General features: G+C 58.8%; 12 protein-coding genes. 4 read left to right on the top strand and 8 right to left on the bottom strand.

Annotated elements, in window-relative coordinates; all coding sequences use genetic code 11:
* Positions 1-38 precede the first annotated feature (38 nt).
* The 3 genes from murP to gltP form a co-directional block, all read right to left on the bottom strand.
* Positions 39-1,478, bottom strand: coding sequence for a PTS N-acetylmuramic acid transporter subunit IIBC (gene murP / locus F3I21_RS13675; RefSeq protein WP_150059277.1), 1,440 nt, complete (start codon positions 1,476-1,478; stop codon positions 39-41).
* Positions 1,478-2,389: an N-acetylmuramic acid 6-phosphate etherase gene (murQ, locus tag F3I21_RS13670; RefSeq protein WP_088517831.1), complete on the bottom strand. Its 912-nt coding sequence runs from the start codon at positions 2,387-2,389 to the stop codon at positions 1,478-1,480. The genes murP and murQ overlap by 1 nt, the downstream gene beginning before the upstream one ends.
* A 149-nt stretch (positions 2,390-2,538) precedes the next feature.
* Positions 2,539-3,840, bottom strand: coding sequence for a glutamate/aspartate:proton symporter GltP (gene gltP, locus F3I21_RS13665; protein WP_058757544.1), 1,302 nt, complete (start codon positions 3,838-3,840; stop codon positions 2,539-2,541).
* Between the two features lie 580 nt (positions 3,841-4,420).
* Here gltP and acs point away from each other — a divergent pair.
* The 3 genes from acs to F3I21_RS13650 all read left to right on the top strand — a co-directional run bounded on the left by acs (position 4,421) and on the right by F3I21_RS13650 (position 8,528).
* Positions 4,421-6,376, top strand: coding sequence for an acetate--CoA ligase (acs, locus tag F3I21_RS13660; protein WP_150059155.1), 1,956 nt, complete (start codon positions 4,421-4,423; stop codon positions 6,374-6,376).
* A 173-nt stretch (positions 6,377-6,549) separates the two neighbouring features.
* Positions 6,550-6,879 (top strand): DUF485 domain-containing protein, encoded by a 330-nt coding sequence (locus tag F3I21_RS13655; protein WP_058757546.1) that lies wholly within the window; start codon positions 6,550-6,552, stop codon positions 6,877-6,879.
* Positions 6,876-8,528: a cation acetate symporter gene (locus F3I21_RS13650; protein WP_150059154.1), complete on the top strand. Its 1,653-nt coding sequence runs from the start codon at positions 6,876-6,878 to the stop codon at positions 8,526-8,528. Before F3I21_RS13655 ends, F3I21_RS13650 begins: the two co-directional genes overlap by 4 nt.
* Positions 8,529-8,685: 157 nt before the next feature.
* Here the strand turns inward: F3I21_RS13650 and F3I21_RS13645 are convergent, their stop codons facing one another.
* The 3 genes from F3I21_RS13645 to F3I21_RS13635 form a co-directional block, all read right to left on the bottom strand.
* Positions 8,686-9,231 (bottom strand): YfaZ family outer membrane protein, encoded by a 546-nt coding sequence (locus F3I21_RS13645; protein WP_031279754.1) that lies wholly within the window; start codon positions 9,229-9,231, stop codon positions 8,686-8,688.
* A 163-nt stretch (positions 9,232-9,394) separates the two neighbouring features.
* Positions 9,395-10,090, bottom strand: coding sequence for an LrgB family protein (locus tag F3I21_RS13640; protein WP_021507825.1), 696 nt, complete (start codon positions 10,088-10,090; stop codon positions 9,395-9,397).
* Entirely contained in the window at positions 10,083-10,508 is a 426-nt protein-coding gene (locus F3I21_RS13635; protein ID WP_150059153.1) for a CidA/LrgA family protein, read from the bottom strand. The genes F3I21_RS13640 and F3I21_RS13635 overlap by 8 nt, the downstream gene beginning before the upstream one ends.
* 102 nt (positions 10,509-10,610) lie before the next feature.
* Here F3I21_RS13635 and F3I21_RS13630 point away from each other — a divergent pair, with 102 nt between their 5' ends.
* Positions 10,611-11,513 carry a LysR family transcriptional regulator gene (locus F3I21_RS13630; RefSeq protein ID WP_021507827.1) on the top strand — a complete coding sequence of 301 codons (903 nt, stop codon included), beginning with the start codon at positions 10,611-10,613 and terminating at the stop codon, positions 11,511-11,513.
* A 60-nt stretch (positions 11,514-11,573) separates the two neighbouring features.
* On the opposite strand, the gene F3I21_RS13625 is transcribed toward F3I21_RS13630, so the two are convergent.
* Together F3I21_RS13625 and F3I21_RS13620 are read right to left on the bottom strand one after the other, a co-directional pair.
* Positions 11,574-13,223 carry a Na+/H+ antiporter gene (locus tag F3I21_RS13625; RefSeq protein ID WP_021507828.1) on the bottom strand — a complete coding sequence of 550 codons (1,650 nt, stop codon included), beginning with the start codon at positions 13,221-13,223 and terminating at the stop codon, positions 11,574-11,576.
* 136 nt (positions 13,224-13,359) lie between these two features.
* Complete coding sequence (locus F3I21_RS13620; protein WP_058757550.1) at positions 13,360-14,709, bottom strand: NCS2 family permease; 1,350 nt, start codon at positions 14,707-14,709, stop codon at positions 13,360-13,362.
* Positions 14,710-14,755: the final 46 nt, after the last annotated feature.

The raw sequence follows: 14,755 nt of genomic DNA, 5'->3' as shown, positions 1-14,755 counted from the left end.
ACATCGGACCTCTTGACGGTCTACTGGTGCGGGCTTTTCTAGCTTAAATCGACGTTTTTGGTGCCGCCCCACCAGGTAAAGACGAAGCCGCCGATCCACGCCACGATCAGCCCCACCAGATAGACCGCCATACCGGCAAAGATGCCCTGCGAAGAGGTCATCAGCGGCAGCGTCACCAGTCCTGACGGGCCAAACACCGTGTTCATGCCCACCGGCAGGCCGAGCCACGCCACCAGTCCGATAAAGAAGCCGCCCAGCGCACCGCCGAAGCAGGCGGTGATAAACGGTTTAAGACGCGGCAGCGTCACGCCATAGATGAGCGGCTCACCGACGCCCAGCAGACCTGGCACGATAGCGCCTTTAATCTGGCTGCGCAGCAGCGAATGCTTGTCGGCTTTGCACCACAGCGCCAGCGAAGCGCCGACCTGACCGGCTCCGGCCATGGCGAGTATCGGGAACAGCGAATTGAAACCCTGGGTTTCCATCAGCGCAAAATAGACCGGAATAAAGCCCTGATGAATGCCGAACATCACCGCGATAAGGAATAAGCCGGCCAGAATGGCACAGCCGAACGGGTTATTGTTCAGATGGATAAACAGCCACGACATGCCTTTAAACAGCTCGCCGCCAATCGGCATGATCACCAGGAACGTCACCGCGCCGGTAATTACTAGCGTCAGCAGCGAGGTGAGGATCATATCGAGATTATCCGGGATAATTTTGCGCAGCTGTTTCTCCAGCCAGGCACCAAATATCGCCGCCAGCAGCACGCCAATAATATTGCCGCGCGGATCGATGGTCAGGCCAAAGAAATCCTGCATGCCGCTGTAATAGCCAACGGTCGCGTTCGGGACATACCCCAGCACAAACAGCGAGGCGATGATCGCGCCGTTCACGCCGGTGCCGCCAAACGCTTTCTGCGCGTTATAGCCGATTAAGATGCTGAGGAAAGTGAACAACCCTTTACCGAACACCTTCATATAAGCCACGGTATCCAGCAGCCAGCGGGCGTGTTCCCCGGGCTGATTAAGATGGCACACCTGCTCAATCAGCGTGGCAAACCCCAGCAGCAATCCGGCACCGATAAAGCCCGGGATCAGCGGGGTAAAAATGGTGGCAAAGCAGGAGAGAAAACGGTGCAGCGCGCTGGTTTGCTTCGCTTTCATCTGCTGCTTCTGCGCGCTGGCGATGCTGTGCAGATCGCCCGGCGCCTCTGGCGTGGCGCTGTTCAGCATCGCCTGCATTTTTTCCGCTGCGGTTTGCGCTTTGCCAGGACCGAGCACAATCTGTAGCTGGGCATCGCTGTCAATCACGCCCAGCACGCCGGGCAGCGTTTTCAGCCGGGCGCTGTCGACCCGCGCGGCATCGGCCAGCGTCAGACGCAGACGCGTCATGCAGTTACCGCAGTGCACGACGTTGCCAGCGCCGCCGACTGCCTGCAGGATATCGCGCAATAAGCTTTCAGTGATCGCCGCCATCATTGCGCTCCTGCGTGGTGTAATGCCTGGCGGATAAAGCCGTGGTTCTGCGCCAGCAGCGCCTGCGCTTCATCGGCGTTCAGGTCCGCCAGTATCATCACAATGGCGGTTTTACAGTGGCCGCCACACGCTGCCAGCGCCTGCTGCGCGCGGGCATCGTCACATTCGGTGGCCTGCTTAACGATGTTGATTTGCCGCTGCACCAGTTTCTGATTGGTGGCTTCTACGTCGACCATCAGGTTGCCGTACACTTTGCCGCTGCGGATCATGGCGCCGGTGGTCAGCATATTGAGCACCAGCTTCTGCGCGGTGCCGGCTTTCATGCGTGACGAGCCGGTGACCACTTCCGGGCCTACCACCGGCGTCAGGGCGACGTCCGCCGCCTGCGACATGGCGCTGTTGGGATTACAGGTCAGCGCGGCGGTGAAGGCGCCCTGCTGCTTCGCCCAGGCCAGCGCGCCGAGCACATAAGGTGTGCGGCCGCTGGCAGCAATGCCGACCAGCACATCGCGCGCCGAAAAGTCGATATCTTTTAAATCCTGCGCGCCCTGCTCGCGGTTGTCCTCGGCATTTTCCACCGCTTGTAAAATGGCGGTATGGCCGCCGGCGATCAGCCCGACCACCTGACTGCGCGGCGTGCCGAACGTGGGCGGGCATTCGCTGGCATCGAGAATACCGAGGCGGCCGGAGGTCCCGGCACCGCAGTAAATCAGACGTCCGCCCTGGCTGAACGCCGCCGTGATGGCATCCACCACCTCAGCAATCTGCGGCACGATAGCTTCCACCGCCAGCGCCACCTTTTTGTCTTCATCGTTAATGACGCGCAGCATCGCTTCCGTGTTCAGCTCGTCGATGTTCTGGCTCGCCGGGTTGCGGCCCTCGGTGATCATCTGGCTCAGATCAATGTTCATGTTCGCTCCCTTCAGGAATAATTTATTCTTGAAACTATATATCATATAGAATTGTTAATTCCTCCTGCTCAGGTCAATTTTTTTACCTTTTGCGGCAGCGGGCATAAAAAAACCCGCCAGAAGGCGGGTTCAGTCAGAGAGCGTGTCGCTTAGCTGGCACTTTGCGTGCGCAGCTGCAACTCGTAGGCGGCGGCCTGTTTGGTATCAAACTGGTTTTCCCAGCGGGCGATAACCAGCACCGCCAGCGCGTTGCCGATGACGTTGAGCGCGGTGCGCGCCATGTCCATGATACGGTCGACGCCGGCGATAAACGCCAGACCTTCCAGCGGAATACCGACGCTGCCCAGCGTAGCCAGCAGCACCACAAACGAGACGCCCGGCACACCTGCGATGCCTTTCGACGTCACCATCAGGGTCAGCACCAGAATGATTTCATCGGTCAGCGACAGGTCAATACCGTACAACTGGGCGATAAAGATCGCCGCAATGCTCTGATACAGCGTTGAACCATCCAGATTGAACGAGTAGCCGGTTGGCACCACGAAGCTGGTGATCGCCTTCGGCGCGCCGTAGGCTTCCATCTTCTGCATGATGCGCGGCAGCACGGTCTCTGAGCTGGAGGTGGAATACGCCAGAATCAGCTCATCTTTCAGAATGCGCATCAGGGTCGTAATACGCAGCTTGCAGAAGCGCGCAACCGCACCCAGCACCACGAACGCAAAGAACAGAATCGCCACGTACACCAGCAGCACCAGCTTGGCCAGCGGGTAGAGCGAGGCAAAACCGAAGTTAGCAATGGTGACGGCAATCAGTGCAAACACCCCGACCGGCGCATAGCGCATGATCATGTGCGTCACTTTAAACATGGTTTCGGAAATGGAACGGAATACAGTCACCAGCGGATCGCGATGCTCCGACGGCAGCGCCGACAGTCCCATGCCAAACAGTACCGAGAAGAAGATAATCGGCAGCATGTCGCCTTTGACCAGCGAGGCGAAAATATTCTGCGGGATCAGCGACAGAATGGTCGTCACCAGGCCATGTGGCGCACCCTGCACGGCTTCCGTTGTGGCTTCGTATTTAGAGATGTCCACCGTTGCCAGCGTTGACATATCAATGCCGCTGCCGGGTTGGAATACGTTGGCCAGCGTGATGCCGACCACAATGGCAATGGTGGTAATCACTTCAAAATAGATGATGGTTTTCACACCAATCCGCCCGAGCTTTTTCGCATCCCCCACGCCGGCGATGCCGACAATCAGTGAGGAAATAACAATCGGCACCACAATCATCTTGATCAGATGAATAAAGATGTCGCCGGCAGGAGTAAGAATGTTAGTGATTAACCATTCACGATCGTCTGGCTGATTATGCAGCACGGTTCCGACGATAACGCCGAGAATCAGGGCAATCAGAATCTGCCACGCGAGGGTGAGTTTAAAACCTTTCATAACGCGTTATTTCCTCAGTTAAAACCCCTTTGCTCTGCTGCGAAGGTGCAGAAGACATTACACACAGGGAAGTGAGCAAAAGCCCGATAAAATAGAGGGTTATAATGGACTGCATCGGTTACCGCTGCGCCGGCATTATGCGCCCGCGCGATGATGCAGCCTGAGTTGATACCTGCTGAACAGGGCCGAGATAAGTACCATTTTCACTACGGTAAATGCAACCCCTGGGGCGATAGCTTAAATCCTGCACAGCCAGGCAGCATAAAATGCTGCTGACATGTGTCTGTCATAACTCGCTGTTATGAAAAGTGTTAATTCGATAATTTTCCGCATAGCTATTCAGGATTGCTGAAAAAATGCGCCGGTCTGTTTGCTGCTTATTTAACCGGCTGGTTCATAATTTTATTGATCCAGCCAGTGGTTTTGCCTCATTTCCTGCGCCGGTAAACAGATTGAATTGGGTGACTTTTCAGCCTTACACAAGGTCGTGATCCAGACTGCAAAACAGAAACAAAGCCCGGCCCCACTCTTCAATTAACCTTTGATTGACATATGATTAACATCTTCAAGGAGGTCAGCCATGAGCCAAATACACAAGCATCCCGTACCCGCTGCCATTGCAGCGAATGCCCTGATAAATGCCGATCAGTATGCGGCGCTGTATCAACAGTCGGTTGACGATCCTGAGGCCTTTTGGGGCGAACAGGGCAAAATCCTCGACTGGATGACGCCCTACAGCAAAGTGAAAAATACCTCGTTTGCCCCCGGCAATATTTCGATTCGCTGGTATGAAGATGGCGCGCTGAACCTTGCCGCCAACTGTCTCGATCGCCACCTGGCTACGCGCGGCGATCACCCGGCGATTATCTGGGAAGGCGATGACGCCAGCGAAAGCAAAACCCTGACCTTCCGTGAACTGCACGCCGACGTCTGCCGCTTCGCCAACGTGCTGACCGGCCTTGGCGTGAAGAAAGGCGATGTGGTGGCGATCTACATGCCGATGGTGCCGGAAGCCGCGGTCGCCATGCTGGCCTGCGCGCGCATCGGCGCCGTGCACTCGGTCATTTTTGGCGGCTTCTCACCTGAAGCGGTGGCCGGACGCGTAGTGGATTCCAGTGCAAAACTGGTGATTACCGCTGACGAAGGCGTACGTGCCGGACGCAGCATTCCGCTGAAGAAAAATGTGGATGATGCGCTGAACAATCCAAACGTCACCAGCGTGAAAAACGTGGTGGTGTTCCAGCGCACCGGCAAAGAGACCGGCTGGCGCGAAGGCCGCGATCTGTGGTGGCATGAACTGATGGCGAAAGCCAGCGATCAGCATCAGCCGGTAGCGGTCGAGGCCGAACATCCGCTGTTTATCCTTTATACCTCCGGCTCCACCGGCAAGCCGAAAGGCGTGCTGCACACCACCGGTGGTTACCTGGTGTATGCTGCCACCACCTTCAAATATGTTTTTGATTATCATGACGATGATGTGTACTGGTGCACCGCCGACGTGGGCTGGATTACCGGGCACAGCTATCTGATCTACGGTCCGCTGGCCTGCGGGGCCACCACGCTGATGTTCGAAGGCGTACCCAACTGGCCTCAGCCCAGCCGCATGGCGGAAGTGGTGGATAAACATAAGGTCACGCTGCTGTACACCGCGCCAACCGCTATCCGCGCGCTGATGGCTGAAGGTGATAAAGCGATTGCCGGCACCCAGCGCAGCAGCCTGCGCATCATGGGATCGGTCGGCGAGCCCATCAACCCGGAAGCCTGGGAGTGGTATTACAAAAAGATTGGCGACAGCCGTTGCCCGATCGTCGATACCTGGTGGCAGACCGAAACCGGCGGCTTTATGATTACGCCGCTGCCCGGTGCCACCGAGCTGAAGGCCGGCTCGGCCACCAAACCGTTCTTTGGCGTCCAGCCGGCGCTGGTGGATAACGAAGGTAATACGCTGGAAGGCGCCACCGAGGGTAACCTGGTGATCGTCGACTCGTGGCCCGGCCAGGCACGCACGCTGTTTGGCGATCACGATCGCTTTGAGCAAACCTACTTCTCGACGTTTAAAAATCGCTACTTCAGCGGCGACGGCGCGCGCCGTGACGACGATGGCTATTACTGGATCACCGGCCGCGTCGATGACGTGCTGAACGTCTCCGGCCACCGGCTTGGCACGGCGGAGATCGAGTCCGCGCTGGTCTCGCATCCGAAAATTGCCGAAGCCGCGGTGGTGGGGATTCCGCACAGCATTAAAGGCCAGGCGATCTATGCTTATATCACGCTGAATCACGGCGAAGAGCCGTCGCCAGAGCTGTACAGTGAGGTGCGCAACTGGGTGCGTAAAGAGATCGGCCCGATTGCCACGCCAGACGTGTTGCACTGGACCGATTCGCTGCCAAAAACCCGCTCCGGCAAAATCATGCGCCGCATTCTGCGCAAGATCGCCGCCGGCGATACCAGCAACTTTGGCGATACTTCAACGCTGGCCGATCCGGGCGTGGTGGAGAAATTGCTCGAGGAGAAACAGTCGATCACCATGCCATAACCGGCATTGACCCGGCGGAGAGTATCAGCCTGTCCCCGGCAGGCAGCTCTCCGCCCTTCCATCCTTACGCCGTATGCTTTTCACCATCGCACAACCTTTATAACTAGAATATTCAGCCAGTTAAATCACGTTGCCGTGAGTTTTCTGTCTGCCTTGCCTCTGGAGAAAATGTGATGAACGAAGCCCTGAACCAACAGGAAGCCGTCTGGCAACAAATCGAAAGCAATCCGCGTTTTCAGGAGCTGGTGCACAAACGTCAGTCGTTTGCGCTGCTGCTCAGCCTCATCATGCTGATACTGTACGTCGGCTTTATTCTGCTGATTGCCTTCGCGCCCGGCTGGCTCGGCACGCCCTTGCACGCCGGCACTAATGTGACGCGCGGCATCCCCATCGGCGTCGGCCTGATTGTGGTGTCGTTTCTGCTGACCGGCGTTTATGTCTGGCGCGCCAACGGCGAGTTTGATCGTCTGACCAAACAGATTGTCAGCGAGGTGAAATCATGAAGCGCCTGCTCTCCGCCTCGCTGGCTATCGTACCAGCCAGCGTATTTGCCGCCGATGCCATTACCGGCGCGGTGCAAAAACAGGCCACCAACTACGAAGCGATCATCATGTTCGTGGTCTTCGTGGCGGCCACGCTCGGCATCACTTACTGGGCCTCCAAACGCACCCGCTCGCGCAGCGATTACTACACTGCCGGCGGCAACATCACCGGTTTCCAGAATGGCCTGGCGATGGCCGGTGACTTTATGTCGGCCGCCTCGTTTCTCGGTATCTCCGCGCTGGTCTACACCTCCGGCTACGACGGGCTGATCTACTCGCTCGGCTTCCTCGTCGGCTGGCCTATGATTCTGTTCCTGATTGCCGAACGCCTGCGCAACCTGGGCCGCTATACCTTTGCCGATGTGGCGTCCTATCGCCTGCAGCAAAAGCCTATCCGCACCCTTTCCGCCTGCGGTTCGCTGGTGGTGGTGGCGCTGTATCTGATTGCGCAGATGGTGGGTGCCGGTAAGCTGATCCAGCTGCTGTTCGGTCTCGACTACCACATCGCGGTGGTGCTGGTCGGCATTCTGATGGTGTTGTACGTGCTGTTTGGCGGCATGCTCGCCACCACATGGGTGCAGATTATCAAAGCGGTGCTGTTGCTGTTTGGTGCCAGCTTCATGGCCATCATGGTGATGAAAGCCACCGGTTTCAGCTTTAATAGGCTGTTTACCGAGGCGATGGCGGTGCATCCGAAAGGAAGCGCGATCATGCAGCCGGGCGGTCTGGTGAAAGACCCGATCTCCGCGCTGTCGCTCGGTCTGGGCCTGATGTTTGGCACCGCCGGCCTGCCGCATATTCTGATGCGTTTCTTCACCGTCGCCGATGCGCGGGAAGCACGCAAAAGCGTGTTCTGGGCTACCGGCTTTATGGGCTACTTCTACTTCCTGACCTTTATTATCGGCTTCGGCGCGATTCTGCTGGTCGGCGCTAATCCGGCCTTCAAAGACGCCAGCGGCGCGCTGATTGGCGGCACTAACATGGCGGCAGTGCATCTCTCCAATGCGGTCGGCGGCAGCCTGTTCCTCGGCTTTATCTCGGCGGTAGCCTTCGCCACCATTCTGGCGGTGGTGGCCGGACTGACGCTGGCCGGCGCTTCGGCGGTGTCGCATGACCTGTATGCCAGCGTGATCCGCAAAGGTCAGGCCACCGAGCGAGAAGAGCTGCGTGTGTCGAAAATTACCGTGCTGGTGCTGGGCGTGGTGGCGATTGCGCTGGGCATTCTGTTTGAGAAACAGAACATTGCCTTCATGGTCGGCCTGGCGTTCTCTATTGCCGCCAGCTGTAACTTCCCGATTATTTTGCTGTCGATGTACTGGTCAAAGCTGACCACGCGCGGCGCCATGGTGGGAGGCTGGCTGGGCCTGCTGACGGCGGTGGTGCTGATGATTCTCGGCCCGACCATTTGGGTACAGGTACTGGGACACGCAACGCCAGTCTATCCGTATGAGTATCCGGCGCTGTTCTCAATGCTGGTCGCGTTTGTCGGCACCTGGCTGTTTTCCATTACCGATCATTCCCAGCAGGGGGCGCTGGAGCGGGCGAAATTCCGCGGACAGTTTATCCGTTCACAAACGGGCGTCGGCATTTCGCAGGGGAAAGCGCATTAAGATTGAAGCAGTGAGGTGATTGACCAGGTCGCCATTGAAGCGGTGCGGTAATTGACCAGGTCGCCATGAACGTAGTGCGGTGATTGACCAGGTCGCCATAAATGGCGACCCTACGGAATTTCGTAGGGTGCGCATTCATGCGCACCTGGTCCCGTCATCAGAAACGCAGCGATGCACCGACGTACGGGCCGTCGACCAGTACGTTATCTTTACGGTCGCCTTTGTTGTTCAGCTCAATGTACTGATAGCCAACACGCAGGTTCAGCAGCGAAATCGGCGTAAAGCTCAGGCCGCCTGAGGCTTCTTTATAGCTGTCCAGACGATCGGAGAACGCTTCCGGCGCATAGTAATATTCGCCGTACAGGCCCCACATGCTGTTGAAGTTATACTGCGCACCGGCACCCAGCGCCACGGTGAAGCCATCACGGCCATCTTCCGGATGGGTGAACAGCGCTTTCGCCGTTGGTGCCACGCGGAAATCACCCACATCCAGGTTATACCCCATACCAAGGCCGTAGGTGCTGCCGTCGTGATCGCTGCGCAGCCAGTTGCCTTTCAGAAACAGACCCGGTGAAGCGGTGCCGAGGCCAAGGTTCAGGTTGGTGCTGTGCTCACCCACGTCAACACTGCCCTCAATCGCCTGCGCGCCGCCGCTCAGCAGTGCCAGACCTAAAACGCTTCCCGTAACAAGTTGCTTAAACATAACAATCCACTCCATGAAGGACACATAATTCGGCGCAAAGGGTAAACAGCGCGGCGACGTGACACAACTTTATTTGGAAAGCTTTACGTAAAAATGGGTTACAGCGGGCAGAAACTGACCGCATCCGATAACACGCAGGACGATGCGGGCGCAGATTTGCTCGTCAGGCATGCCACAACAGCTGTCCCAGCAGCGGGGCCAGCAGCACCGTGAGCACGCCGGAGAGCATCATCACCAGGCTGGAGACCACGCCCTCCTGCTGGCCGAGCTGATAAGCGCGTGCCGTGCCGGCTCCGTGCGAGGCGGCGCCAAAGCCGGCGCCCTTCGCCACGCCCTGCTTAATCGCGATGCGTAAAAACAGCACGTCGCCCACCGCCATGCCAAACACGCCGGTAATCACCACGAACAGCGCGACCAAATCGGGCTGGCCGCCAATCGGCTGGGCCGCTGCCAGCGCAAAAGGCGTGGTGATGGAGCGCACCGCCAGGCTACGCTGGATGCTCTCCGGTAATGTCAGCAGCCGCGCCAGCCACACCGAACTGCACACGGCCACCAGCGTGGCGGTGATCACGCCCACGCTCAGCGACAGCCAGTGGCGACGGATAATGTGCAGGTTTTCGTAAACCGGCACCGCAAAAGCCAGCGTCGCCGGACCCAGCAGCCACAGCAGCCAGTGGCTTTCGGCGATGTAATCCTGCCAGCTGACGTGCGTCAGCAGCAGCAGCGCCACCAGCACCAGCGGCGTTAACACCAGCGGCATCAGCAGCAGCGTGGGCCTGCGCCGGTACAGGCGTTTGTTGAGGTAGTAAACCAGCAGCGTTAGCGCCAGACACAACAGGCTAATGATAAAGTCAGTCACGATTGCCCTGCTTACGCGCCGCGCGCGCCAGTTCGAAGCGGTATAAGCGATCGACCACCAGTGAGGTGGCCGCCAGCACCATCAGCGTACTGACGGCGATCACCACACAGATACGCCAGCCTTCACTGCGCAGCAGGTCGCTGTAATTCACCACCGCGACCACCGCCGGAATAAAAAACAGCAGCATTTCGGCCAGCAGCCAGTTGGCACCGGCTTTAACCCAGCGCAGCGGCACGATACCGCTGACGATCAACAGTAACAGCAACACCATACCCACGACGTTGGCCGGTAACGGCAGATGCAGCCAGCTCACCAGCTGACCACTGGCAATGAACAGGGCGATATACAGCACCAGCTGCAGCGGCACCGTGACGCGTTGCAGGATATCCGTGGTGCGCGGACGAAGCGCGGACGCCATTTCTCTCTTCCCGTTAAAAATTCAGAGTTTCAGTATAAATCCGTGCCAGAGTGTGAAAGAAATGAATTAAAATTATTCAAACTATGCCAAAAAGGAATGTTTATGGACGTGCGTGCCCTGCGTTACTTCACCGAAGTGGTGCGTCAGCAGAGCTTTACCCGCGCGGCGGAGAAGCTGTTCGTGACGCAACCCACCATCAGCAAAATGCTGCGCCAGCTGGAAGAAGAGCTGGGCTGTACACTGCTGCTGCGCGAGGGACGCAAGCTGCATCTCACCGACAGCGGCCAGGCGGTGTATCAGCGTGGTCTGGCGATTTTGCAGGAGTTTCATCAGCTGGAGGCGCAAATCAGTGACATCAACCAGCTGAAAACCGGTGAGCTGCGGCTGGGCATTCCGCCGATGGTCGGCATGCAGATTGCCGGATCGATCTCAGCGTTCCGCCGCCGCTATCCCGGCGTACAGCTGAAAATCTCCGAATTTGGTGGCCTGACGGTGCAGCAGGCGGTGCTGAGCGGCGGGCTGGATATTGCGCTGACCGCCCTGCCGATTGATGCGGAGCTGCCGCTGAATACGCTGGAACTGATGCGCCATCCGCTGTGCGTGCTGCTGCCGCGCAGCGCGCGCTGGCTCAACCGCACCAGCCTGACGCTGGCCGAGCTGGCTCAGCATCCCCTGCTGATCCTCAACGAAGAGTTTTCGCTTAACCGCCAGCTGATGAAAGCGTTTCAGCGCCAGGGAGTGATGCCGGATATCGCGCTGCGCAGCGCGCAGTGGGATTTTCTTGCCGCGATGGTGCAGGCGGATATGGGGCTGGCGATCCTGCCGGAGCCGATTTGCCAGCGGCTGGATAAACAGGCCTTGCTGTGGCTGCCGCTGGAGTCGGAGCTGCAGTGGCGTCTGGGGCTAATCTGGCGCGAAGGCAGTTATCTGTCGCGCAGCGCGCAGGCGTGGATTGCCTGCTGCCGCGAACACTGGCCGGATAACGCGCCACGGCTATCGCTGTAGCAAAGCGGCCGCCCTGTAGGTCAGGCGGCCGCGGGATCGGAGAGCAGCAAAACGCGGCGGCTATTCCTCTTTCTCTATCAGCAACGCTTCCAGCAGGTCGAGATCGCGCAGCAGGCGCTGCATGGTCTCGTTGGAGATCTGCTGGGTGGCGCGCAGATGATAAACCTCGGCACGTTCGGCGCGCAGCGCGGTCAGACGGAAACGGCGCTCCAGATTTTCCGCAAACAGCGCCTGCTCCATATCATCTTTGCCATCGACGCGACGACGCAGATTACCAATCACCCGCAGGCTGACCTCTTTCAGCAGCTCAGGATCGATGTTCTCTTCAGCGTCGTTTTCCAGCCGCTGCTCCATTTTGTGCAGGCTCTCGATCGCCACGCCGGCCATCGCAGCACGCGCACTCTGGATTTCGCGACGGTGCCCCACTTTGTCGTGGCTCTCCATGCCGCGCAGCAGAATCGGCAGCAGAATCACGCCGACAAACAGCGAGAACAGAATCACGCCGGTGGCGATAAACACCAGTTCGTAGCGCGCCGGAAAAGGTTCGCCGTTGCTGAGGAACAGCGGGATCGACAGCACACCGGCCAGCGTGATAGCACCGCGCACGCCGGCAAAAGAGGCGATCAGCAGTTCACGTAGCGAGTAGCTGGAAAACTCCAGCGGCTTCTTCTTCAGCAGGCGCAGGCTGGTGCGCTTCATGATCCACAGCCAGCCGAAGCGCACGATCATCAGCGCCGCATAGACCAGCCCGACGTCGGCGAACAGCATCCACAGCTCGACGTTAGGATCGGCGTTCGCCTGAGCAATCGAGGTGGAGAGAATGTCCGGCAGCTGCAGGCCCAGCATCAGGAACACCATGCCGTTGAACACAAACTCCAGCATCTGCCATACGCTGTTGGCGCGCAGGCGCATTGCCAGCGGTGCCTGACGGATGATGCCGGAACGGGTGATGGTCATACCGGCCGCTACCGCCGCCAGAATGCCGGAGACGCCGAGATGTTCAGCAATCAGGTAAGAGGCGAACGGCAGCAGCAGCAGCAGTACGGTTTGTGTTGCCGGATCGTCACCGCTCCAGCGGCTGAGCAGGCGCAGCGAACGACCGTACAGCCAGCAAACTGCGACACCGGCCACCAGGCCGCCAATCGCCACTTTAAGGAATTCGACGCTGGCGCCGCCCCAGGTGAACACCATGGTGCCCATCGCCACCGCGACGGCAAACTTGAGTGACACCAGGCCCGACGCGTCATTCATCAGCGCCTCGCCCTGGACAATCGACATGATCTTTTTCGGGATGCGCCCTTCGCCGACGATGCCGGAGAGCGCCACCGCATCGGTCGGTGACAGCACCGCCGCCAGCGCGAACGCCGGAATCAGCGGAATGCCCGGCACCAGCCAGTAAATCAGGTAGCCGATACCGACCACGGTAATCAGCACCAGCACCAGCGCCAGGCCGATAATTTCACGGCCGTGATGCAGAAACTCGTTGATCGGCGTTTTCCAGCCATCGGCAAACAGCAGCGGCGGAATAAACAGCACGAGGAACAGTTCGGGGTCAAAATCGACGTGCAGACCAAAGGTTGGCCAGGCCAGCAGCGCGCCGGCCGCGATCTGTACCAGCGGTAGCGGGATCTGAAACGGCAGGATACGTGCCGCAACGCCGGACAGCGAAACCACCAGCGTCATGATGAGAATAGTAAAGAAGATTTCCATGCTTTCCTTAGGCGAATCATATTAATCGAAGCGATGTTGCGTCGGAAAGTGTAAAACAAAACGCCGCCCGGCGGGGCTACCCGATGTGCGGCGTGTGCGATAAAGAGAATAATCCGGACTGACGCCCGGATTGCGGTCAGATAGCCCAGCCGCCCGCGTAGAACGCCACCAGCGCCACAGCAATCACCACCGTGCCAGCGTTGAGCTTGCGCCACTCGCCGGCAAACAGACGGCCAATCACCAGCGCGGCAAAGCCGAGCATGATGCCGGTGACGATGTTGCAGGTCAGTACGATGAATACCGCCGTCAGCAGGCCAGACATCGCATCGACGAAATCATTGAAGTCGATTTTGGCCACGTTGCTCAGCATCAGCAGGCCGACATACATCAGCGCGGGTGCGGTGGCATAGGCCGGAACCAGATAAGCCAGCGGCGACATAAACAGAATCAGCAGGAACAACAGACCCACGACGATCGCCGTCAGGCCGGTTTTACCGCCGGCGGCAGTACCCGCAGCGGACTCGATATACACTGCGGCGGGCGAAGCACCCACCAGTCCGGCAAACAGGCTGCTGATAGAGTCGGTGGTCAGCGCGCGACCGCCATTGATAATCTGGCCCTCTTTATCCAGCAGGTTCGCCTGCCCGGCCACCGCACGAATGGTGCCGGTGGCGTCAAACACCGCGGTCATCACCAGCGCCAGCACGCTCGGCAACACCACCGGCTGCAGCGCGCCCATGATATCCAGGCTAAACATCGCCGACTGGCCGCTGGCATCACGCAGGCTTGGCATGGCAAACAGCCCCTGCCACTTTACCGCCGGGTCGAAAATCAGCCCAAGCAGCGAAATCGCAATGATGGTCAGCAGAATGCCGCCCGGTACCCGCCGTTTTTCCAGACCAAAAATCGCCGCCAGCCCGATCAGCGCCATGATCACCGGGAAAGAGGTGAAGTGACCAAGCGCCACCGGCAGGCCTGCCGCCGGGTTTTTTACCACCAGACCAATGCCATCGGCGGCAATCAGCAGCAGAAACAGGCCGATACCGACGCCCGTGCCGTGCGCCACGCCCATCGGCAGGTTACGCAGAATCCACGCGCGAATGCCGGTCACGGAAATCAGCGTGAACAGCAGGCCCATCAGGAAGACCGCGCCCAGCGCCACCGGCACGCTAATGTGCTGGCCCAGTACCAGACTGAACGCGGTGAAGGCGGTCAGGGAGATGGCACAGCCAATCGCCATCGGCAGGTTGGCCCACAGTCCCATGATGAGGGAGCCAAAGCTGGCCACCAGACAGGTGGCGACAAACACCGCCGTCGGTGAGAAGCCCGCTTTACCGAGCATGCCAGGCACCACGATGACCGAATAGACCATCGCTAAAAAGGTGGTGAGGCCAGCCAGCACTTCCTGCCGCACGCTGCTGCCGCGTGCTGAAATGTGGAACCAGGCGTCCAGTTTTCCCCTGGCCGGGCGTGATTCGCCAGACATAGTTATTCCTCTGTGTTTTTTAAGATATAGGTCACCGCGCGGCTCG

This window comes from Pantoea sp. B_9 (assembly GCF_008632015.1).
GTDB lineage: Bacteria > Pseudomonadota > Gammaproteobacteria > Enterobacterales > Enterobacteriaceae > Pantoea > Pantoea dispersa.
This window is presented reverse-complemented; position numbering and strand designations above follow the sequence as displayed.

Excerpts from the sequence above, each read along its gene's own strand:
- murP (WP_150059277.1), bottom strand. The coding sequence starts at position 1,478 with ATGGCGGCGATCACTGAAAGCTTATTGCGCGATATCCTGCAGGCAGTC.
- murQ (WP_088517831.1), bottom strand. The coding sequence starts at position 2,389 with ATGAACATTGATCTGAGCCAGATGATCACCGAGGGCCGCAACCCGGCG.
- gltP (WP_058757544.1), bottom strand. The coding sequence starts at position 3,840 with ATGAAAGGTTTTAAACTCACCCTCGCGTGGCAGATTCTGATTGCCCTG.
- acs (WP_150059155.1), top strand. The coding sequence starts at position 4,421 with ATGAGCCAAATACACAAGCATCCCGTACCCGCTGCCATTGCAGCGAAT.
- F3I21_RS13655 (WP_058757546.1), top strand. The coding sequence starts at position 6,550 with ATGAACGAAGCCCTGAACCAACAGGAAGCCGTCTGGCAACAAATCGAA.
- F3I21_RS13650 (WP_150059154.1), top strand. The coding sequence starts at position 6,876 with ATGAAGCGCCTGCTCTCCGCCTCGCTGGCTATCGTACCAGCCAGCGTA.
- F3I21_RS13645 (WP_031279754.1), bottom strand. The coding sequence starts at position 9,231 with ATGTTTAAGCAACTTGTTACGGGAAGCGTTTTAGGTCTGGCACTGCTG.
- F3I21_RS13635 (WP_150059153.1), bottom strand. The coding sequence starts at position 10,508 with ATGGCGTCCGCGCTTCGTCCGCGCACCACGGATATCCTGCAACGCGTC.
- F3I21_RS13630 (WP_021507827.1), top strand. The coding sequence starts at position 10,611 with ATGGACGTGCGTGCCCTGCGTTACTTCACCGAAGTGGTGCGTCAGCAG.
- F3I21_RS13625 (WP_021507828.1), bottom strand. The coding sequence starts at position 13,223 with ATGGAAATCTTCTTTACTATTCTCATCATGACGCTGGTGGTTTCGCTG.
- F3I21_RS13620 (WP_058757550.1), bottom strand. The coding sequence starts at position 14,709 with ATGTCTGGCGAATCACGCCCGGCCAGGGGAAAACTGGACGCCTGGTTC.